The 19,519-nt window shown below is 37.2% G+C and carries 22 protein-coding genes and 5 tRNA genes; 17 read left to right on the forward strand and 10 right to left on the reverse strand.

Translation table 11 applies throughout. From position 1 onward, the window contains the following. Positions 1-27: 27 nt before the first annotated feature. The 10 genes from KO521_RS11145 to KO521_RS11190 form a co-directional block, all read right to left on the reverse strand. A complete protein-coding gene (locus KO521_RS11145; protein ID WP_215940007.1) occupies positions 28-255 on the reverse strand; it encodes a hypothetical protein in 228 nt (75 codons plus the stop codon). A gap of 25 nt (positions 256-280) precedes the next feature. Beyond that, positions 281-1,045, reverse strand: a complete 765-nt coding sequence (gene trpA, locus KO521_RS11150) for a tryptophan synthase subunit alpha (protein ID WP_215940008.1) — start codon at positions 1,043-1,045, stop codon at positions 281-283. Between the two features lie 91 nt (positions 1,046-1,136). Next, positions 1,137-2,321: a tryptophan synthase subunit beta gene (gene trpB, locus KO521_RS11155; RefSeq protein WP_155597531.1), complete on the reverse strand. Its 1,185-nt coding sequence runs from the start codon at positions 2,319-2,321 to the stop codon at positions 1,137-1,139. A 13-nt stretch (positions 2,322-2,334) separates the two neighbouring features. After that, entirely contained in the window at positions 2,335-2,937 is a 603-nt protein-coding gene (locus KO521_RS11160; RefSeq protein ID WP_252730040.1) for a phosphoribosylanthranilate isomerase, read from the reverse strand. Positions 2,938-3,040: 103 nt separating this feature from the next. Then, complete coding sequence (gene trpC, locus KO521_RS11165; RefSeq protein WP_215940009.1) at positions 3,041-3,823, reverse strand: indole-3-glycerol phosphate synthase TrpC; 783 nt, start codon at positions 3,821-3,823, stop codon at positions 3,041-3,043. A gap of 19 nt (positions 3,824-3,842) precedes the next feature. Further along, on the reverse strand, positions 3,843-4,838 hold the full coding sequence (gene trpD, locus KO521_RS11170; protein WP_215940010.1) for an anthranilate phosphoribosyltransferase: 996 nt from the start codon (positions 4,836-4,838) through the stop codon (positions 3,843-3,845). Between the two features lie 57 nt (positions 4,839-4,895). Beyond that, a complete protein-coding gene (locus tag KO521_RS11175; RefSeq protein WP_215940038.1) occupies positions 4,896-5,459 on the reverse strand; it encodes an anthranilate synthase component II in 564 nt (187 codons plus the stop codon). Between the two features lie 2 nt (positions 5,460-5,461). Next, a complete protein-coding gene (locus tag KO521_RS11180; RefSeq protein ID WP_215940011.1) occupies positions 5,462-6,859 on the reverse strand; it encodes an anthranilate synthase component I family protein in 1,398 nt (465 codons plus the stop codon). A 241-nt stretch (positions 6,860-7,100) separates the two neighbouring features. Continuing rightward, entirely contained in the window at positions 7,101-7,682 is a 582-nt protein-coding gene (locus KO521_RS11185; RefSeq protein ID WP_215940012.1) for a YceI family protein, read from the reverse strand. A 34-nt stretch (positions 7,683-7,716) separates the two neighbouring features. Beyond that, on the reverse strand, positions 7,717-8,166 hold the full coding sequence (locus tag KO521_RS11190; protein ID WP_215940013.1) for a MarR family winged helix-turn-helix transcriptional regulator: 450 nt from the start codon (positions 8,164-8,166) through the stop codon (positions 7,717-7,719). A 160-nt stretch (positions 8,167-8,326) separates the two neighbouring features. On the opposite strand from KO521_RS11190, the gene KO521_RS11195 reads away from it, so the two are divergent. From KO521_RS11195 to secE, 17 genes are all read left to right on the forward strand, one after another. Further along, a complete protein-coding gene (locus tag KO521_RS11195; RefSeq protein WP_252730042.1) occupies positions 8,327-8,638 on the forward strand; it encodes a rhodanese-like domain-containing protein in 312 nt (103 codons plus the stop codon). 148 nt (positions 8,639-8,786) lie between these two features. After that, positions 8,787-10,061, forward strand: a complete 1,275-nt coding sequence (locus KO521_RS11200) for a DUF2851 family protein (protein ID WP_215940014.1) — start codon at positions 8,787-8,789, stop codon at positions 10,059-10,061. 79 nt (positions 10,062-10,140) lie between these two features. Continuing rightward, positions 10,141-10,368, forward strand: a complete 228-nt coding sequence (locus KO521_RS20450) for a PspC domain-containing protein (protein WP_252730044.1) — start codon at positions 10,141-10,143, stop codon at positions 10,366-10,368. Beyond that, positions 10,365-11,378: a potassium channel family protein gene (locus tag KO521_RS11205; RefSeq protein WP_215940015.1), complete on the forward strand. Its 1,014-nt coding sequence runs from the start codon at positions 10,365-10,367 to the stop codon at positions 11,376-11,378. The genes KO521_RS20450 and KO521_RS11205 overlap by 4 nt, the downstream gene beginning before the upstream one ends. Before the next feature lie 110 nt (positions 11,379-11,488). Then, positions 11,489-13,561 carry an amino acid carrier protein gene (locus KO521_RS11210; RefSeq protein WP_215940016.1) on the forward strand — a complete coding sequence of 691 codons (2,073 nt, stop codon included), beginning with the start codon at positions 11,489-11,491 and terminating at the stop codon, positions 13,559-13,561. A 19-nt stretch (positions 13,562-13,580) separates the two neighbouring features. After that, positions 13,581-14,477, forward strand: coding sequence for a ComEA family DNA-binding protein (locus KO521_RS11215; RefSeq protein WP_215940017.1), 897 nt, complete (start codon positions 13,581-13,583; stop codon positions 14,475-14,477). Positions 14,478-14,488: 11 nt separating this feature from the next. Beyond that, positions 14,489-15,658: an acyl-CoA dehydrogenase family protein gene (locus KO521_RS11220; RefSeq protein ID WP_215940018.1), complete on the forward strand. Its 1,170-nt coding sequence runs from the start codon at positions 14,489-14,491 to the stop codon at positions 15,656-15,658. Positions 15,659-15,793: 135 nt separating this feature from the next. Continuing rightward, a complete protein-coding gene (gene rpsU / locus KO521_RS11225; RefSeq protein WP_215940019.1) occupies positions 15,794-15,988 on the forward strand; it encodes a 30S ribosomal protein S21 in 195 nt (64 codons plus the stop codon). 148 nt (positions 15,989-16,136) lie between these two features. After that, positions 16,137-17,027 (forward strand): tyrosine-type recombinase/integrase, encoded by an 891-nt coding sequence (locus KO521_RS11230; RefSeq protein ID WP_215940020.1) that lies wholly within the window; start codon positions 16,137-16,139, stop codon positions 17,025-17,027. 40 nt (positions 17,028-17,067) lie between these two features. After that, positions 17,068-17,370, forward strand: a complete 303-nt coding sequence (gene hpf / locus KO521_RS11235; RefSeq protein ID WP_215940021.1) for a ribosome hibernation-promoting factor, HPF/YfiA family — start codon at positions 17,068-17,070, stop codon at positions 17,368-17,370. A 101-nt stretch (positions 17,371-17,471) separates the two neighbouring features. Continuing rightward, positions 17,472-17,545 (forward strand) — tRNA-Thr (locus tag KO521_RS11240). A 25-nt stretch (positions 17,546-17,570) separates the two neighbouring features. After that, positions 17,571-17,652, forward strand: a tRNA-Tyr gene (locus KO521_RS11245). A gap of 50 nt (positions 17,653-17,702) precedes the next feature. Next, positions 17,703-17,775: transfer RNA gene (locus tag KO521_RS11250), tRNA-Gly, on the forward strand. 67 nt (positions 17,776-17,842) lie between these two features. Further along, a tRNA-Thr gene (locus KO521_RS11255) sits at positions 17,843-17,914 on the forward strand. 55 nt (positions 17,915-17,969) lie between these two features. Further along, entirely contained in the window at positions 17,970-19,157 is a 1,188-nt protein-coding gene (gene tuf / locus KO521_RS11260) for an elongation factor Tu (RefSeq protein WP_215940022.1), read from the forward strand. A 72-nt stretch (positions 19,158-19,229) separates the two neighbouring features. Further along, positions 19,230-19,302 (forward strand) — tRNA-Trp (locus tag KO521_RS11265). 21 nt (positions 19,303-19,323) lie between these two features. Then, complete coding sequence (gene secE, locus KO521_RS11270; protein WP_194526328.1) at positions 19,324-19,512, forward strand: preprotein translocase subunit SecE; 189 nt, start codon at positions 19,324-19,326, stop codon at positions 19,510-19,512. Positions 19,513-19,519 lie beyond the last annotated feature (7 nt).

The following is a 19,519-nucleotide window of genomic DNA, read 5'->3' on the forward strand; positions in this document are numbered from 1 at the left end:
GAGAAATTGCCATTAAAGGCGTGTACTTTATTGAGAACGGGATTTACTCATTTTCAGTATTAAAAGCCGAAGTAATAAAATAAAAGGAAAACCGTGTAATAGGACATCAAACCAATCTTTGAGTTGCATATTTATCGCGCCGCCCATTATCCATTTAACCTTACCCCAAATATGAGGCTCAGGAAAAAAGGGAGCAAGGCCAATAGTGAGGCAGAGCAGTATTACAATCTTCCAGTTGTTAATAAGGTCTTTCATTAACGTGTATTTTAATTGAAGCCTATCATCTAATAGTTTTTGTAAACGCTGAAATTCCGTCTACACCATGACCATTTAAATGTTTGATAAAGGCAGAGCCGATAATGGCACCCTTTGCAGATTTTGTGGCTTGCTCAAAAGTCTCGGAGTTGCTTATTCCAAAACCGACTATTTGAGGATTATCTAGCTTCATATCTGCAATTCGGTGAAAGTAAGTTTGCTGCTCATCACCAAATCCAGACTGTGCTCCTGTAACACTTGCCGAACTTACCATATAGATAAATCCGTTTGAGACTGAATCAATAAAACGAATACGTTCATCAGAAGTCTGCGGTGTAATCAAGAATACATTAATGAGTCCGTATTTTTCGAACATCTCCTGATATTCTTCATGATAAACATCTACAGGTAAATCGGGTATAATAAGTCCGTCTATGCCAATTTCTTGGCACTTTTTGCAAAACGCTTCAACCCCGTATTGAAACATAGGATTAAAATACCCCATGATAATAAGTGGAATGGAAACTGATTTTCTAATATCTTTCAATTGATTGAAAAGAATTTCGGTTGTCATTCCGTTTTTAAGGGCTGCTGTAGAACTTTGTTGAATGGTTGGGCCATCTGCCAGTGGATCACTGAACGGAAGGCCAATTTCAATCATATCTACTCCGTTTTTCTCTAACTGTTGAATAATTTCTACGGTATCAGCCAATTTTGGGTATCCTGCAGTAAAATATATGGAAAGCAATTTTCCATCTTCTTTCAGTTTTGTGTTGATTCTATTTGCCATAGTTTCAAATCTGTTTTTCCTTTTTTAATAGGATGGAGTAAGATAGTCAAGAACATATGTTATCATATTCATGAAACTTCCCCCATATATTTTATAGATTAAAATATTCAATATAATTGTTGAGGTCTTTATCACCACGACCAGATAGGTTGATGACCACAATGTCCTCAGGCTTGAATTTTCGGCACTCAAGAATTGCAAGTGCATGCGAAGATTCTATAGCAGGAATAATACCTTCCATTTTAGATAAGAGTAAACCTGCATTCATGGCATCATCATCTGTAATAGATATAAATTCACCCCTTCCAGAAGTAAATAAATTGGCATGCATAGGACCAACACCAGGATAATCCAATCCTGCAGAAATAGAATACGGCTCTGTAATTTGTCCGTCACCCGTCTGCATTAATAAGGTTTTACTACCATGAATGATACCCACTTTTCCTAGAGCTGATGTTGCAGCACTTTCACCAGTATCTATTCCTTTTCCAGCAGCTTCTACGGCTATAATACCCACGTCAGGATTATCTAAATAGTGATAATAGGCACCAGCGGCATTACTTCCTCCACCAACGCAAGCCACTACATAATCAGGGTTTTCGCGACCTTCTTTTTCTTTTAACTGCCATTTGATCTCCTCGGAAATAACAGATTGAAACCGCGCCACCATATCAGGATAGGGGTGTGGCCCAACAACGCTACCAATAATGTAATGCGTGTCTACAGGGTTATTGATCCAATCGCGAATAGCCTCGTTAGTGGCATCTTTTAATGTTCTGCTCCCAGAAAGTGCCGGTCTAACTTCTGCACCTAACATTTTCATACGAGCAACGTTGGGTGCTTGTCTGGCAATATCTATTTCTCCCATGTAAACGATACACTCAATACCCATAAGCGCACAAACAGTAGCGGTAGCAACACCATGCTGGCCAGCACCGGTTTCTGCGATGATTCTGTTCTTGCCCAATTTTTTGGCCATAAGAATCTGCCCTATGGTATTGTTTACTTTGTGAGCTCCTGTATGGCAAAGGTCTTCGCGTTTCAGGTATATTTTAGTATTGTATTTTTTAGAAAGTCGATCCGCAAAATAGAGTGGAGTAGGGCGGCCTACGTAGTCTTTCAGCAACTGGTCAAACTCTTCTTTAAAAGAAGGTTCTTGCATAATGCGAATATAGTTCTGCCTAAGTTCCTCGGTATTGGGGTACAGCATCTCTGGGATAAATGCCCCTCCGAACTCTCCGTAATATCCTTTTTCGTCCGCTTGATACGTTTTCATAGTCATTCGTATTTTACTTAATACTTAGTGCTTTCTTAAATTCTTTTACTTTCTCAACATTCTTTAAACCCGGTTCTATTTCGAACTTACTGTTTACATCAATAGCATGACAGTATTTTGCTTCTGACCGTGTCATAAATTCTTTTAATGAATCTACTTCATCTAAACCAATACCTCCACTTAAGAAATAAGGTTTGGCAGACGGGTAATCTTTTAGAACACCCCAATCAAAAGAATAACCATTTCCACCTGGTAGTTTTCCTTTGGTATCAAAAAGATAATAATCACAAACAGATTCGTAAGGCTTTAGTGCCTCAAAATCAAAATCATTTTTGATTGAGAAAACTTTGATGATTTCTACCTGTTTTGCCTTTTGCTTAAGCTCAGCACAATATTCAGGGCTTTCAGAGCCATGTAATTGCACTAGCAACAAATCATAATCTTGAATACGCGCAATGACGGTTTCAATACTGGCATTTACGAATACACCAACCTTCTTGATAGTGTGTGGAATGGGTTTCATTGGACCTGAAAAGTGTCTTTTGGATTTATCCCAAAAGATAAAACCTAAATAATCTGGTTTTAGGCCTGCAATTTCTGCCGTATTTTTTTTCATACCACACACCTTCAGTTTAATCGGAGCACTTTTTATAGTGGAAGGCCCTTCTTTTTTGGTCGTGTAATGATAGTCCATTTTAGTCATTGCTAATGCGTCGCAATTACGACAATTGATTTATAAATTTCTTGGCGTTTTTACCAGGATTGTCGGTCTTCATAAAATTCTCACCAATTAAAAAACCTTGGTAGCCGTAAGGCTTTAAATCCTTAATTGCCTCTATGGAGCTGATACCACTTTCAGAAACCTTTACAAATTCATTTGGAATTAGTTCAGAAAGTGATTTACTGGTCTCTAAGCTAACCTCAAAAGTTTTAAGATTTCTATTGTTTACCCCTAGCATGTCTAGGCTGGGCATAATGCTTTTATGTAATTCAGCCTCATTGTGAACTTCTAATAATACATCTAAATCAAGACTTTTAGCAAGTTCTGAAAACGTCTTTATTTCTTCTTTTGATAAAATAGCGGCTATTAAAAGAATTACATCCGCACCATGGGCTTTGGCTTCAAGAAGCTGATATTCGTCTATAATAAACTCTTTGCGCAACAACGGCATTTGTACTGCTGCGCGTGCCAACAGTAAATCATCTAAAGAACCTCCAAAATATTTTGAATCGGTTAAAACGGACATTCCGCAAACTCCCGCATTTTCATATCCTGTGGCTACATCTTGTACGTTCAGGCTCTGATTGATTTCAGATTTTGATGGGGAGCGACGTTTATGCTCGGCTATGATGCCACTAGTACTATTACGAAGTGCGTTGCTCAAAGAAACCGTTTTGCGTGAGAACAAAACCGAGTTTTCTAGTTGTAAAACGGGAATAAGTGACTTCTTTAAGTTCACTTCTTTGCGTTTATCGGCTACTATTTTATCTAAAATATTCATGCGCTCTTAGATGACACTTTTAGTTTTTACTCAATTCTTGTAATTTCTTCAAAGCTATTAAACCTTTACCGGTAAATAAAGACTCTTTGGCTTGCTCGAAACCTTGTATTGGGGAAAGGTTTTTTACGGTTGCAATGGCAATACCGGCATTGGCACAAACTACATTGTTCTGTGCTTCGGTACCGCGGCCTTGTAATACGTTTAAGAATATTTGCGCGGAATCTTCAATAGTATCACCCCCTACAATTTGTGACTGGGTTATTTTCTGAACACCAAAATCTTCTGGCTTCAACATGCTTTCAGAATTGTTGGAAATAGTTTTTGTATTACCTGTTAACGATATTTCATCATAACCATCTAGAGCATGTAAAACGGTAAATTTCTTATCCGTATTCTGATACAGATATCCGTACATTCTGGCGAGTTCCAAATTAAAAACACCCACCATTTGGTTCTTTGGAAAAGCAGGGTTTACCATTGGGCCTAACATATTGAAAAATGTTTTCACCGCTAGTTCTCTTCTAATGGGGCCTACATTTTTCATGGCAGGGTGAAACAAAGGAGCGTGTAAAACACAAATACCTGCCTCATCAATGCATTTTTTTAAGAAGTCAGCTTCATTACTGAACTTAATTCCTAAAAATTCCATTACGTTACTACTTCCGCATTTTGAGGAAACGCCGTAGTTGCCATGTTTAGTAACATGTACTCCCGCGCCAGCGGTTACAAAAGATGCTAGGGTAGAGATGTTAAATGTATCTTTTCCGTCACCACCTGTTCCGCAAAGGTCGATAGGGTCGTATTCGGATAAATCTATGGCAAGACATAATTCCAATAGTGCATCACGAAAACCTTCTAGTTCCTCTATGGCAATGCTACGCATCATATAAACGGTTAAGAAAGCCGCAATCTGACTCGTATTATAATCTCCTTTTGCAATATTCACCAACACTTTTTTAGCTTCCTCTTTTTCGAGGATATCGTGATTGATGAGCTTGTTTAATATTTCTTTCATGACACTGTTCTTACTACTATCAAGTACTACTTATTATATTCTTTACAGTTTTCAGGTTTAGCTTTCTAACCAGTTGGCAAGAATCTTTTTACCGTCCGGTGTTAAAACCGATTCTGGATGAAACTGAACTGCGGAAACGTCATAGACCTTATGACGCAGCGACATAATCTGGCCGTTATCATCAACCGAAGTGGCTACTAGGCTTTCTGGCAAATTGGGGTCCACAACCCAAGAGTGGTAGCGCCCAACCAGTAAATTTTTATTCAACCCTTTAAAATTCGGATCGTCTTTCGTTAGTGTAATTTCAGTAGCAATACCGTGATAAACGTCTTCTAGGTTGATTAGCGAACCGCCAAAAACCTCACAAATGGCCTGTTGCCCTAAACAAACCCCAAAAATACTTTTTGTAGGAGCATATTTGGCTATAATTTCTTTTAGAAGGCCAGCTTCATCAGGAATTCCAGGACCTGGGGAAAGCACAATTTTATCGAAATCATCAACCTCTTCCAAAGTTAATTGATCGTTACGTTTTACAATAACCTGACAATCTAAGTCCTCTAAATAATGAACTAAATTATAAGTGAAACTATCGTAGTTGTCTATTACTAAAATCTTTTTCATCATTATATAGTTTCGGCAATTTTCAAAGCTTTGGTCAGTGCGCCCAATTTGTTATATGTTTCTTGTAATTCGTCTTCAGGGTCCGATGCGGCTACAATACCTGCACCAGCCTGGTAATGTAACTGGTGGTTCTTGCTTAAAAATGTACGGATCATAATGGCATGGTTGAAATTACCGTCAAAATCCATAAAACCGATGGCGCCACCATAATACCCTCTACCGGTTTTTTCATATTTTTCTATAAGTTGCATAGCCATATGTTTGGGTGCGCCGCTTAAGGTGCCTGCAGGAAAAGTATCTGCTACCACTTTCATGGTAGGAATGTCTTTTTTCTTTTTGCCAACTACCTTTGAAACCAAATGAATAACATGGGAAAAGAACTGTACTTCTCTGTAATTGGTAACCTCTACCATACTTCCGTTCCGGCTTAAATCGTTTCGGGCCAAATCAACAAGCATTACATGTTCGCTGTTCTCTTTGTTATCTTCCGTGAGTTCTTTGGCCAGGACGGCGTCTTTCTCATCGTTACCTGTACGTTTGAAGGTTCCTGCAATGGGGTGGATTTCTGCGTTGCCATCTTTTACAATAAGCTGAGCTTCCGGTGAACTTCCGAATATTTTGAAATCACCATAATCAAAGTAAAATAAATATGGAGAAGGGTTTACCGAACGAAGCGCTCGGTATACGTTAAATTCATCTCCTTTAAAACCTTGAGAAAACCTGCGAGAAAGTACCAATTGAAAAACATCGCCACGTTGGCAGTGTTTTTTAGCTAAGCGTACATGTTCTCTATACTCTTCATCTTCAAGATTTGAAGTGGTTTCTGCGTCCAAAGAAAAATTATAGGAGGCAAAGGTACGAACGTTTAAAATATGTGCTATATCAGAGGTGTTTTCATCAGTGTTGAAACAATGTGCAAAAATATAAGCCTCGTTCTTATGGTGGTCTATCGCAATAATGTTTTGGTAGACCGCATAGTAAATATCGGGAATGGAAATGGAATTGTCTTTTTTAGTGAGTTCTACATCTTCATAGTAGCGCACAGCATCATAGGCCATATAGCCAAAAATACCGTTATTAATGAATTTAAAATCGCTTTCGTCGGCTTCAAACTTTTTGCTGAACTCGTGCAGGACATTTACCACGTCCGTACCTTCATTAATTTCTGTTTCTAGCGAAGTCTGATCAGGAAACCGCTCAATAATCGTTTCGTTCTCAATTTTTATCGAAGCAATAGGATTGCAACAGATATATGAAAAACTATTGTCGTTGGCGTGGTAGTCGCTACTTTCAAGCAAGATACTGTTAGGGAAGCGGTCTCTAATTTTTAGATAAACGCTTACCGGCGTAATGGTATCGGCCAGGATTTTTTTGTGGAAAGATTTTAATTTGTACTTCATGTTGATAGTATTCAAATGCAAAAGGCTTGTCGTGATGACAAGCCTTTATATAGTTTTACTACAATGATGCTTAGCTCACGATATCTGTCGAGAGTTGTTCCACCACCAAGTATTTGTATTATTTCTGTTCATTGGTTCAAATATAGAAATCATTTTTAAAACCACAAACCCATTTGTTTGAAAAAAACAAAACCCCGCAATCATGTGAAATGCAGGGCTTAAATTTTATAGTTTTACCTAATTAGAATTCTAGGTCAACCACTAAGTCAAACTCATCATAAATAGCTTTGTCGCCTAAGTTGTCAAAGAAACTACCGGAACCATATTTAATGTCATAAGCAGTTCTGTCTACTTTTACGGTAGCAGTTGCTTTGCTACCATATACAGATACATCAAAAGTTACAGGTTTGGAAACACCTTTAATAGTAAGGTCTCCCGTTACTTCGTAAGAATTTTTTCCTGTAGGCTCAACTTTGGTGAAAACCAATTTAGCGGCAGTGTGCTTTTCGGTTCCAAAGAAATCATCAGACTTTAAGTGGCCTTCCAATTTTCCTTTGGATTCTCCTTCAAGGTCAGTTGCTTCCAAAGTAGTCATATCAGCTTCAAATTCTCCGCCTGTTAATTTATCGCCATCAAAAACCAAAGAACCTGATTTAAGATCTACAGTACCGTAATGTGACCCTGTTACTTTATAAGCTTTCCAGGTGATAGTGCTTGTTTCTGTCTTTACTTCTTTTTTTTCTTCAGACACTGGTTCAGTTGCAGTTACTGTTGCTACTCCAAAAATCATAGCGAATGCTAAACTTAATACTCCTTTTTTCATAATTGGTGTTTAAAATTAATTGATATTAGTGTTTCTATTTAAATTTATCGAACAATATATTTAGTTGTTCCATTTCTTGATCTGATAGATTCTGAAGTAATTGGTCTTCAGCTTTGGACATAGATTCATCCATTTTTTTTAAAATGGATAATCCCTTTTTAGTTATACGTATTTCTATCTTTCGACGGTTCGAAGGGCAAACCTTTCTTTCTACATATTCTTTTAATAATAGTTTGTCCACCAAACGGGTGGTATTACTCATTTTAGTTACCATACGTTCATTTAATGTAGCAAGACTGGCAGGTTTTTCATTTTGTCCCCTCAGTATGCGCAATACATTGAACTGTTGTAAGGATACCCCATGAGGTTTTAAAGCAGCGTTCAAGGCCGCGTTGACCGCGTTGTTTACCAATAAAAAGTGAATTAGCGTCTTACTCTTTAGAGGGATTTTTTTATCGGTCTTTAAAATATTCTCAACATTCATGTCGCTACAACTATTGTATATACAAATGTATAATGAATGTTTGGTGTGGTAAAATATTATGAAGGTAAAATTTTGTTAAATAATTAGGAAAAGCTTTTGAGCCAAAATCCGTAATTTTGAATTTTAATTGATATGCGCAGTAGCGATAAAAAATAATATTATGAATTTATCACAAGAAGAGTGGGAAGAGCAGTTGGCTAAAGATGACAATGCGTTTGTCTTAGATGTTAGAACTCCAGAAGAAATAGAAGAAGGGTATATTCCTAATTCTACAAATATAGATTTTTACCTTGGACAAGATTTCTTGAACGAGATAGAAAAACTTGATAAAACCAAGAACTACTATGTGTATTGCCGCAGCGGTAACCGAAGTGGTCAGGCGTGTGCTATTATGAACAGTGTTGGTATTGAAAATGCATATAACCTTGAGGGTGGTTTCATGAATTGGAACGGTGCCGTAGAAGGGGAGTAGTTGTTTCCTTGACAACTGTTAGGATTATCTCTTAGCAAAATTACAATGAAGTCTTTAATGGGTACTATAATAGGTGTTCAATAAAGACTTTTTTAGTTTTTGCGTTTTTTGTGTCTAAATTGTACATTCCAAAAATAAACCATTTGCTATGCGCGAAGACCTTCTCCATTTTATTTGGAAGTATAAAAAATTGAAGCTTACAGATTTAATAACTACTAAAGGAGAACGTTTGCTTCTTTTGGATTTTGGGACTCATAACCATTTAGCAGGCCCTGATTTCTTTAACGCTAAAATAGATATTGAGGGTCAATTATGGGCAGGTAATGTTGAGATGCATTTAAAATCTTCGGATTGGTATGCGCATCATCACGAAGAAGATGACAACTATAATAATGTAATATTGCATGTGGTTTGGGAAGATGATGTTGAAGTTTTTAGAAACGATAATAGTACTATACCTACTCTAGAACTGTGTAAGTACATTTCGTTGCAGCTACTGCAATCCTATCAAAAGTTGTTTGAAAAGAAAGACGTCGGTTTTATCAATTGCGAAAAAGACCTTAAAGAAGTTGATGGTTTTTTAGTTAACAGCTGGTTAGAGCGATTGTACTTTGAACGACTAGAGGACAAAGCGGATTTTATCTTTGAGCTTTTAAAAAAATCAAATAACGATTGGGAGCAGGTACTATTTACCATGCTTTTAAAAACTTTTGGACTGAAAATAAACGGAGCGTCTTTTTTAAGCCTCGGGGCTGCTATGGAATTCCCTGTTTTTAGGAAGCAGCGGGAAAATATATTTCAGATGGAGAGTCTGCTGTTTGGTATGGCACATTTACTGGAAGAAAATGAGGTTTTAGATGAGCATTATATTCAATTGAAAAAAGAATTTGCGTATCAGAAGAAAAAATACGGTTTAAAAAATGAAAGTGTTCTTAAACCTCAATTCTTTAAACTTAGACCCCCTAATTTTCCAACTATCCGTTTATCGCAATTGGCTAATTTATACGCTTTGCATTCGTCTCTATTTCAAAAAGTAATTTCAGCATCAAGTCTAGATGAGATGTACCTACTATTTAAGGTTTCGGCTAGTACATACTGGTATACCCATTATACCTTTGGTAAAGAATCAAAAAAGAGTAGTAAGAAGCTAACATCAAAATTTATAGATCTCTTAATCGTAAATGTAATTCTACCACTGCAATTTTGTTATGCCAAATATCAAGGTAAGGAATGCAATGAGCACATAAGTAATATCATATCAAATATTAAAAGAGAGGAAAACACAGTCATCCGTAATTTTAAAGTTCATGGTCTTTCTGCTTCAAATGCTCAAGAAAGTCAGTCATTATTGCAATTGTATAATTTTTACTGTACGCAAAACAAATGTTTACAATGTGCAATTGGCACTAATTTATTAAGCTGAAATGGTTAAATTTGATTTTGAGTATTTTGGAAAAAGTACTTTGATAGACTTTACCACTAGTTAGTTTCAAAACTTTGTTATGAATATCTTCTATAAATTACTTTATTATTTTCAAAAACGAGGTTTTGAGGTATGTCGTAGAATAGCCGAAAGATTAGGGATACGGGCTAGGGTGGTCAGAACATCGTTTATTTACCTAGCTTTCGTAACTCTAGGTTTTGGTTTTGCACTATATTTATTTTTGGCCTTTTGGTTGCGTATTAAGGACTTGGTGTATACTAAGCGTACTTCTGTATTTGATTTATGAGAGTAACACAATTCTTTCAATCTAGAATGAATATCGCGCTGACGTTAATGTTCAGTGTGTTGTTAATTGGCGTTTTTGGGTATCGCTTCTTATCTGATCTTACCTGGGTGGACGCACTTTACATGACCATAATTACCGTTACCACTGTTGGTTTTTCCGAAGTAGGGCCAATGGATACCCAAGAGAAATTATTCACAGTGGTATTGATTATACTTAGTATTTTCATTTTTGCATTTGCAATCTCAGTCATTACCGAATATATTTTGAGTAGAAATTCACTACAAGAACTAAAAAAGAAAAAAGTGAAAAATAAAATTGACAACTTAACCAATCATGTTATTGTTTGTGGTTTTGGTAGAAATGGTATGCAAGCAGTAGAGAGACTAAAAGCATATGATAAACCCTTTGTAGTAATAGAGAGGGATAAAGAGGTAATTGAAAAGTACGACGAGGATTTTTTGTTCGTAGAGGGCGATGCCAATGAAGATGAGATTTTACATGAAGCTGGACTTAACCGAGCACGCTATTTGATAACGGCGCTTCCAGATGATGCAGCAAATTTATTTGTGGTGCTTTCAGCAAGACAACTAAATAAAGATTTATTTATAGTTACTAGAGCTTCATTGGTCAACTCCCAGAAAAAATTGCTTTTGGCCGGAGCAAATAAGGTTATCATGCCCGATAAAATTGGAGGAGATCACATGGCTTCGTTAATTGTCATGCCAGACCTTATTACTTTTATGGATAAGTTGGGCGTTGAGGGTGAACATACGACTAATTTGGAAGAAGTTGCAATTGAGGATTTTAAAGATCAGGTTGAATGTAATTCTCTAAGGGACCTAGACCTCAGAAAGAGAACCGGATGTACTATAATTGGTTATATAGAGCCAAATGGAAATTACATTATCAACCCTGAAGCAGATTTGCAATTACAACCTAAAAGCAAGGTAATTGTTTTAGGTAGACCAGAACAGATAAGAAAATTGAACGAAATGTTTCAGATAGGCTAGTACTAACCTACGTTAATTGAACATTATTATTTGATTGTGTTACTATTTTTTAAGATATTGCCGAAATTGTGTTAAACCCTTGATACAATACTGAACCCACAAAGATACATATGAAGAAATTTACCTTATCGTTTTTCTTACTACTTAGTGTAGTAGCCTTTTCTCAGGAACTTGTTGTAAAAGGCAAAGTTTACAATCCATCATCGCAAATTAATGATGGTGTAGTTGAGGTAGATGTTACAGGAGGAACCCCTCCTTATATTTATAAATGGAGCAATCAATCTACTCCATTATCTTCAAAAAGAGCAAGCGGACTAGTGGAAGGTGTGCCATATACTGTTTTAGTTACGGATGCAGCAGGTAATTCTCAAACAAAAGTATTTGAAGTAGAGACAGGGGCAATAGCTGAGGTTTTTAACGGTACCATGACGCCTGCGGTAGGAGCGCTGGGTTCTATACTTTTCTGGGATCCATTTGCTGCCATAGGAATATACGATCCTGTTGTTTATGCGGATGTAAAATTGATAGGCACCCCGGGATGGACAAACGATATTCAAAATAGATTTGTACTTAAAAAATGGCTTAAGCCAGAAGGTGCTAAAGTTAAAAAAGGAGAAAATATTGCAATTATATCTAGCAATGACGAGGAAGATCTTACGGTTTCTGCAACCGCTACGGGTGAGTTAAAGTACTTGGTAGCAGAAGGAAAAGTAATTTACAATTCCGAAAATGCTAAACACGTTATAGAACAAGGGGCACACTATTTGGCTGAAATTAAGTATGATGAGCCTTTAGTAATGACGCATCCTAATGGAGATCCTATAACCAATGGTATTTCATTTATTGTAATCTGGTTGGTGTTAGGAGCAACATTCTTTACAATTAGAATGGGCTTTATTAATATTAAAGGATTTAGGCATTCCATAGATCTTGCTAAAGGTAAATATGATGATCCGGATGCACCTGGTCAGGTTACCCATTTTCAGGCGTTGGCTACAGCAGTTTCAGGAACTGTTGGTTTGGGGAATATTGCCGGTGTTGCGGTTGCGGTATCATTAGGTGGTGCAGGTGCTACCTTTTGGATGATTGTCTGTGGTTTGTTAGGAATGTCTTCCAAGTTTGTAGAATGTACATTGGGTGTGAAATATAGAGATATATTACCTGATGGAAGAGTTTTTGGAGGTCCGATGAACTATTTAAGATATGGACTGGAAAAGCGTAATATGAAAGGTTTCGGTAAGGTCCTAGCTGGGTTATTTGCTGTTTTGGCCATTGGAGCTTCCTTTGGTGGTGGTAATATGTTTCAGGCCAACCAATCTTTTGAGCAATTAGCGGGTCAGTTTCCGGCATTGGTAGGTCATGGATTTTGGTTTGGTGTAGTTACGGCTATCCTTGTAGGTGTTGTGATTATAGGAGGGATAAATAGTATTGCAAAGGTAACCGGTAGGGTTGTTCCTATCATGGCCTCAATTTATATTATTGCGGCTTTGGCCGTAATTATAATGAACATACAAAATATTGGACCTGCATTTACGGCAATATTTGATGGAGCTTTTAGTCCATCAGCTCTTAAAGGGGGAATAATTGGTGTTTTGGTAATTGGCTTTCAAAGAGCAGCTTTCTCCAATGAAGCAGGTGTTGGTTCTGCTGCCATAGCACATAGTACCGCAAAAACTAATCATCCTCCTTCAGAGGGTTTTGTAGCGCTTCTTGAGCCTTTTCTTGATACGGTAGTTGTTTGTACACTTACTGCACTTGTACTTATTTTTACAGGTATGCATGAGGTAGAGGGTATGGCGGGAGCGCAATTAACGTCAGATGCTTTTGGTAGCCAGATTTCATGGTTCCCTTACGTGTTGGCTTTAGCGGTATTTCTTTTCGCTTTTTCTACTATGATTTCATGGTCTTATTACGGTATGCGTGCATGGACTTACCTTTTTGGAAAAAGTAAAAAATCAGAGATGATCTATAAAATGCTTTTCTTGGTATTTGTAGTTATAGGCGCTTCTGTAAGTTTAGGTGCGGTATTGGATTTTTCAGATATGATGATTCTGGCCATGTCCTTCCCGAATATTATAGGTCTTTATATAATGTCTGGTGAAGTTAAACGCGATTTAGGGGTGTACTGGAAGAAATTAAAGGCTAATGAGCTTTTTCAAAAACAAGTAACCGCTAAGGAATAATTTGCCTTTTATATAGCGGATGAAAAATTTTAAATCCCACTTTAGATTCAATAAACAGGAACGAAGTGGGGTTTTTTATTTGTTGTTTATAATTGTAGGACTACAAGTAGCATACTTTGCTTTCCGCTATTCGGAACCTGTAGACAGTAATGATAGTTTTCAAGAGGATGTACAACTTCAACTTCAAATAGACAGTCTTAAGGCCAGGGCACAAAAAAAAGACGCTGTTAAGATTTATCCTTTCAATCCTAATTTTATTACAGACTATAAAGGGTATACATTAGGTATGTCTTTAGAGGAAATAGATAGACTGCATCATTTTAGAAAAGAAGGGAAATTTGCCAATTCTGCTGAAGACTTTCAAAAAGTCACACTAATTTCCGATTCATTACTTCAAGCTATTTCTCCATATTTTAAGTTTCCTGAATGGACAAAGGGTAAAACAAAATCTACGTCATCCTACGCAACGTCAAGTAAAGAAAAAAGGCAATCTGCTCAAACGAGCGATTCAAGTAGTGCTATTTCTGATATAAATTTGGCAATGGCAGAAGATCTACGTGAAATTAATGGAATAGGAGAGAAGTTATCGGCTAGAATTATAAAATTTAGAGATAGGTTAGGAGGGTTTTTGGTCAATGATCAATTGTATGATGTGTATGGTTTAGAACCAGAGGTTGTAGTACGCACTTTAAAGAGGTTTCAAGTGATTAAAAAGCCAATAATCGAGAAAATTAACATTAACACTGCATCAGCTAAAAAACTTTCAAAATTAGTATATCTTCAAAAACATGTCTCTGAGAGCATAGTAAATTACAGAAGTGACAACGGAACCATACTTTCTTTTGATGAATTATCAAAAATAGAAAATTTTCCAGTGGAGAAGATTGATAGAATTAAGTTATATTTGATCCTATAAATTTAATTGGAATGCAAAGCATGTACTTTACGGAAGAACATCAATTATTTAGAGAGAGTCTCCGGGATTTTTTAAAGAAAGAAGTTGTACCTCATATAGAAAAATGGGAAGCTTCGGGAACCATTGAATCGTTCATATGGGAAAAGTTTGGTGAGATGGGGTATTTTGGCCTTGCAACTCCAGAAACTTATGGTGGTTTAGGCTTGGACCTTTTCTATACCGTAATATTTTTGGAAGAACTTCAAAGAATAAATTCCGGCGGTTTTGCCGCTGCTATGTGGGCACATGAGTATTTGGCAATGACCCATTTGAATAAGAATGCGAATGATGAGCAGAAAAAAGCATATTTAACGCCTAGTGTAAATGGCAAAAAAATAGGTTGCCTTGGTGTTACAGAACCTTTTGGGGGTAGTGATGTTGCGGGTATGCGAACAACGGCTGTAAGAGAAGGTGATCATTATATAATTAACGGCTCTAAGACTTTTATTACTAATGGAGTGTATGGAGATTACTGTATTCTTGCTGCTAAGACAAATCCGTCTGCAGGAAATAAAGGTATAAGTATCTTTATAGTTGATTTGGATAAAGAAGGAGTTTCTTCTAACAAGTTGAATAAATTAGGTTGGCGAGCATCGGATACTGCAGAACTTGCTTTTGATAATGTAAAGGTTCCTGTTGGTAATTTAATGGGTGAGGAGGGAAAAGGTTTCACTTTTATAATGGAAGCCTTTGCTTTGGAGCGTTTGGTTATGGGTATTAACGCCCATGCAAGAGCAGAGTATGCTTTGGAGTATGCGTTGCAATACATGTCTGAAAGGGAAACATTCGGTAAATCTATAAATCAATATCAGGCATTACGTCATAAACTGGTTGACTTGCATGCAGATATGGATATATGTAAGCAATATAATTACGGAGTAGCATATAAAATGGGCAGGGGAGAATATGTAGTTCGTGAAGCAACCATTTCTAAATTAAAGTCTACCGAAATGGCCGATAAGGTCGCGTATGACTGTCTACAGTTTTTAGGCGGTTACGGTTATATAGAAGATTATCCTATGGCTCGTATGTTTAGGGATAGTCGTTTGGGGCCTATAGGGGGTGGAACTTCTGAAATTCTGAAGGAAATAATTGCAAAAATTGTCATAGATAAAAAAGAGTACAGAATGCCAAAGGGATAGTTTATAAAAATTTTTAAGAGCAAATATTTTTTCTTTGTTAGCTATTTTATAGTATAATTAGAAAATTGTAGTGCCCAATTGTAAATTTGTTTATATCTTTGCCGCTTTAATCATTAAGAAAGGAGGTTGTAGCCAATGTTAATTATACCAGTAAAAGAAGGAGAAAACATCGATCGGGCTTTGAAACGTTTCAAGCGTAAATTCGATAAAACGGGTACGATGCGCAGATTGCGTAAGCGTCAACAATTTTCAAAACCTTCCGTTGAGCGCAGAGCGCAGATACAGAAAGCAGAATACATTCAAGGTTTAAGAGATAAAGAAGAAATCTAGTAAAGCTTGTTTAGTGTACAAATAAAAAAATCCCATCTAATGATGGGATTTTTTTTTGGTCGTACATTTAAGAGTCAAATTACAATCCTTAACTTATCTTCACGTTGTTACATCTGCTCGTTATAGCCAACTTCACTAACTTAGTATTATGTCTTTGGAATCCTTTATATCATATTTGGCTTTAGAAAGGAAGTATTCTGTTCATACGGTAACGGCGTATAAAAAGGATCTAGAGGCCTTTAGTGACTTTTGCAACCAGAACCATGACTGTAAAAGTATAGACGCCATAGCGTATGGACTTGTAAGAAGCTGGGTGGTTTATTTGGTGGACTCAGGTATGTCTAATAGGTCTATTAATAGAAAGATCGCCTCTTTAAAAGCTTACTATAAATTTCTTCAAAATATAGGCGCAATAGAAATAAACCCTTTAGCAAAACATAAAGCCTTAAAAACTTCTAAAAAAATTGAAGTTCCTTTTTCTGAAATAGAAATGGAAAATGTGCTTTCTCAGATTGAATTCGATAATGATTTTGAAGGAGTTCGAGATAAACTAATAATAGAGTTGCTGTATACAACCGGAATGCGTAGAGCAGAACTTATTAATTTAAAAATTGTAGATGTGGATTTTTCACAACAACTTTTGAAGGTGTTGGGCAAAAGAAATAAAGAACGCATGGTGCCATTATTGCCTTCTGTTGCAAGACCCTTTAAGGTTTACCTGACGGAAAGGAAAATGCTGGATAATATAACCGATGAAGAGTACGTATTTTTGTTGAAGTCGGGTAATAAATTATATGAAAATCTTGTTTATCGACTAATAAATAAGTATTTTAGTAAGGTGTCGTCTAAGGTTAAAAAGAGTCCTCATATCCTAAGGCATACCTTTGCAACCCATCTCTTGAACAAAGGAGCTGATATGAATTCTGTAAAAGAGCTATTGGGTCATGCAAGTTTGGCATCTACACAAGTGTATACGCACAATAGTATTGCCGAGTTAAAAAAGGTGCACGCTAGTGCTCACCCAAGAGGAAAACAGTAGTTGAGCCATTTCACATTGATTAATATAAAAACTATAACCTATGAAAGTAAATGCGCAGTCAGTCAATTTTAATGCGGATAGAACGCTTATCGACTTTTTACAGAATAGATTGGACAAGTTAGAAACCTTCTATGACAAGGTAATTAGTGCAGATGTCTATATGAAGGTTGAAAACACCAGTTCAAAGGAAAATAAAATTGTAGAAATCAAATTGAATATACCCGGAGATAAATTCATGATAAAAAAGCAGTGTAAGAAATTTGAGGAAGCAGTAGATGCGGCTTGTAACTCACTGGAAAGGAAGCTAATAAAACATAAGGAAAAATCTCGTGTTCAGGCATGATAAATTTTTTTCGAATTTTGTTTTGAATAAACAAAAAAACGTATACATTTGCAGTCCGTTAGAAATAGCGGACTTTTTTATGCCGGAAACGGGGTAGAAAGGCCGATGTAGCTCAGCTGGCTAGAGCAGCTGATTTGTAATCAGCAGGTCGTGGGTTCGAGTCCCTCCATCGGCTCTAAAAGTTCTTTAAAAATTGGATTGGGGAGATACTCAAGCGGCCAACGAGGGCAGACTGTAAATCTGCTGACTACGTCTTCGCAGGTTCGAATCCTGCTCTCCCCACTTTTTTAAAAACCCTTTTTAGGGTATTGAAATATTGATTTATTATAATTGCGGGAGTAGCTCAGTTGGTAGAGCGTCAGCCTTCCAAGCTGAATGTCGCCGGTTCGAACCCGGTCTCCCGCTCTAATAGCCAAGGTAATGTTAGGATTTTTAATCTACAGCGTTAAACCTTGAACCTTGAACCTAATAAGCCGACGTAGCTCAGGGGTAGAGCGTTTCCTTGGTAAGGAAGAGGTCACGGGTTCAATTCCCGTCGTTGGCTCAATGAAGGCATTATTTGTACACTAATATATAACTAAGATTAAAATTCATTAAAAATGGCAAAGGAAACTTTTGATCGTTCCAAACCGCACTTAAATATAGGTACTATTGGACACGTAGATCACGGTAAAACAACATTGACTGCTGCTATTACTACGGTATTGGCAAATGCAGGTTTGTCTGAGCTTAGAAGCTTTGACTCAATTGACAACGCTCCTGAGGAAAAAGAGAGAGGTATTACTATTAACACTTCTCACGTTGAATACCAAACGGCTAATCGTCACTACGCTCACGTTGACTGTCCTGGTCACGCGGATTACGTAAAGAACATGGTTACTGGTGCTGCTCAGATGGACGGTGCTATTCTTGTTGTTGCTGCTACTGATGGTCCTATGCCACAAACTCGTGAGCACATCCTTTTAGGTCGTCAGGTTGGTATTCCAAGAATCGTTGTTTTCTTGAACAAAGTTGACATGGTTGATGATGAGGAGCTGTTGGAACTTGTTGAGATGGAAGTAAGAGAATTGCTTTCTTTTTATGAGTACGATGGTGATAACGGTCCTGTAATTTCTGGTTCTGCCTTAGGTGCACTTAACGGTGAGCAAAAGTGGGTAGATACCGTTATGGAATTGATGGCTGCTGTTGATGAGTGGATCGAATTGCCAGCTAGGGATGTTGATAAGGATTTCTTAATGCCGGTTGAGGATGTATTTACAATTACAGGTCGTGGTACGGTTGCAACTGGTCGTATTGAAACTGGTGTTGCAAACACAGGTGATCCTGTTGAGATCATTGGAATGGGAGCTGAGAAATTGACTTCTACCGTAACTGGTGTTGAAATGTTCCGTAAGATTTTGGATAGAGGTGAAGCTGGAGATAATGTAGGTATCTTGTTAAGAGGTATTGAAAAAGCACAGATCAGCAGAGGTATGGTAATCTGTAAGCCAGGTTCTGTAACTCCTCACTCTAAATTCGAAGCTGAGGTATATGTTCTTAAGAAAGAAGAAGGTGGTCGTCATACGCCATTCCATAATAACTATCGTCCTCAGTTCTATGTAAGAACTACAGATGTAACTGGTAATATTTCTCTTCCATCTGGTGTAGAGATGGTGATGCCTGGTGATAACCTTACTATTACGGTTGAGCTTATTCAGCCTATCGCATTAAGCATAGGTTTACGTTTTGCAATCCGTGAAGGTGGTAGAACTGTTGGTGCCGGTCAGGTTACTAAGATTATAGATTAATTTATTATTATATAGGAATAATGTAGTTAAGGGTGTTCTGCTTTAGTGGGACACCTTTAAATGCAATTATAAACGGGTGTAGCTCAGTTGGTAGAGCACTGGTCTCCAAAACCAGGTGTCGGGAGTTCGAGTCTCTCCTCCCGTGCGAATTTAAGTAAGAATCATTATGTTAACGTATATAAAAGAATCTATAGAGGAGCTTCGTAACAATGTTACTTTGCCCTCAAGAGCCGAATCATCTAACCTAATGGTAGTGGTAGCGGTATTCTCTATTTTGTTCGCTCTGGCCACTTGGGGTGTGGATAGTGCATTCAGCAAATTGGTTCGTTTATATTTCGATAACATCTTAAACTAGTCGTTCG

This window comes from Zobellia uliginosa, from assembly GCF_018860745.1.
GTDB lineage: Bacteria > Bacteroidota > Bacteroidia > Flavobacteriales > Flavobacteriaceae > Zobellia > Zobellia uliginosa_B.

Coding starts and splice junctions, on each gene's coding strand:
- KO521_RS11215 (WP_215940017.1), top strand. CDS start 13,581: ATGAAAAATTTTAAATCCCACTTTAGATTCAATAAACAGGAACGAAGT.
- KO521_RS11185 (WP_215940012.1), bottom strand. CDS start 7,682: ATGAAAAAAGGAGTATTAAGTTTAGCATTCGCTATGATTTTTGGAGTA.
- hpf (WP_215940021.1), top strand. CDS start 17,068: ATGAAAGTAAATGCGCAGTCAGTCAATTTTAATGCGGATAGAACGCTT.
- trpB (WP_155597531.1), bottom strand. CDS start 2,321: ATGAAAACGTATCAAGCGGACGAAAAAGGATATTACGGAGAGTTCGGA.
- KO521_RS11205 (WP_215940015.1), top strand. CDS start 10,365: ATGAGAGTAACACAATTCTTTCAATCTAGAATGAATATCGCGCTGACG.
- KO521_RS20450 (WP_252730044.1), top strand. CDS start 10,141: ATGAATATCTTCTATAAATTACTTTATTATTTTCAAAAACGAGGTTTT.
- trpA (WP_215940008.1), bottom strand. CDS start 1,045: ATGGCAAATAGAATCAACACAAAACTGAAAGAAGATGGAAAATTGCTT.
- KO521_RS11200 (WP_215940014.1), top strand. CDS start 8,787: ATGCGCGAAGACCTTCTCCATTTTATTTGGAAGTATAAAAAATTGAAG.
- KO521_RS11230 (WP_215940020.1), top strand. CDS start 16,137: ATGTCTTTGGAATCCTTTATATCATATTTGGCTTTAGAAAGGAAGTAT.
- KO521_RS11210 (WP_215940016.1), top strand. CDS start 11,489: ATGAAGAAATTTACCTTATCGTTTTTCTTACTACTTAGTGTAGTAGCC.
- KO521_RS11180 (WP_215940011.1), bottom strand. CDS start 6,859: ATGAAGTACAAATTAAAATCTTTCCACAAAAAAATCCTGGCCGATACC.
- tuf (WP_215940022.1), top strand. CDS start 17,970: ATGGCAAAGGAAACTTTTGATCGTTCCAAACCGCACTTAAATATAGGT.
- secE (WP_194526328.1), top strand. CDS start 19,324: ATGTTAACGTATATAAAAGAATCTATAGAGGAGCTTCGTAACAATGTT.
- KO521_RS11195 (WP_252730042.1), top strand. CDS start 8,327: ATGAATTTATCACAAGAAGAGTGGGAAGAGCAGTTGGCTAAAGATGAC.
- KO521_RS11160 (WP_252730040.1), bottom strand. CDS start 2,937: ATGAAAAAAAATACGGCAGAAATTGCAGGCCTAAAACCAGATTATTTA.
- KO521_RS11220 (WP_215940018.1), top strand. CDS start 14,489: ATGCAAAGCATGTACTTTACGGAAGAACATCAATTATTTAGAGAGAGT.
- rpsU (WP_215940019.1), top strand. CDS start 15,794: ATGTTAATTATACCAGTAAAAGAAGGAGAAAACATCGATCGGGCTTTG.
- trpD (WP_215940010.1), bottom strand. CDS start 4,838: ATGAAAGAAATATTAAACAAGCTCATCAATCACGATATCCTCGAAAAA.
- KO521_RS11175 (WP_215940038.1), bottom strand. CDS start 5,459: ATGAAAAAGATTTTAGTAATAGACAACTACGATAGTTTCACTTATAAT.
- trpC (WP_215940009.1), bottom strand. CDS start 3,823: ATGAATATTTTAGATAAAATAGTAGCCGATAAACGCAAAGAAGTGAAC.
- KO521_RS11145 (WP_215940007.1), bottom strand. CDS start 255: ATGAAAGACCTTATTAACAACTGGAAGATTGTAATACTGCTCTGCCTC.
- KO521_RS11190 (WP_215940013.1), bottom strand. CDS start 8,166: ATGAATGTTGAGAATATTTTAAAGACCGATAAAAAAATCCCTCTAAAG.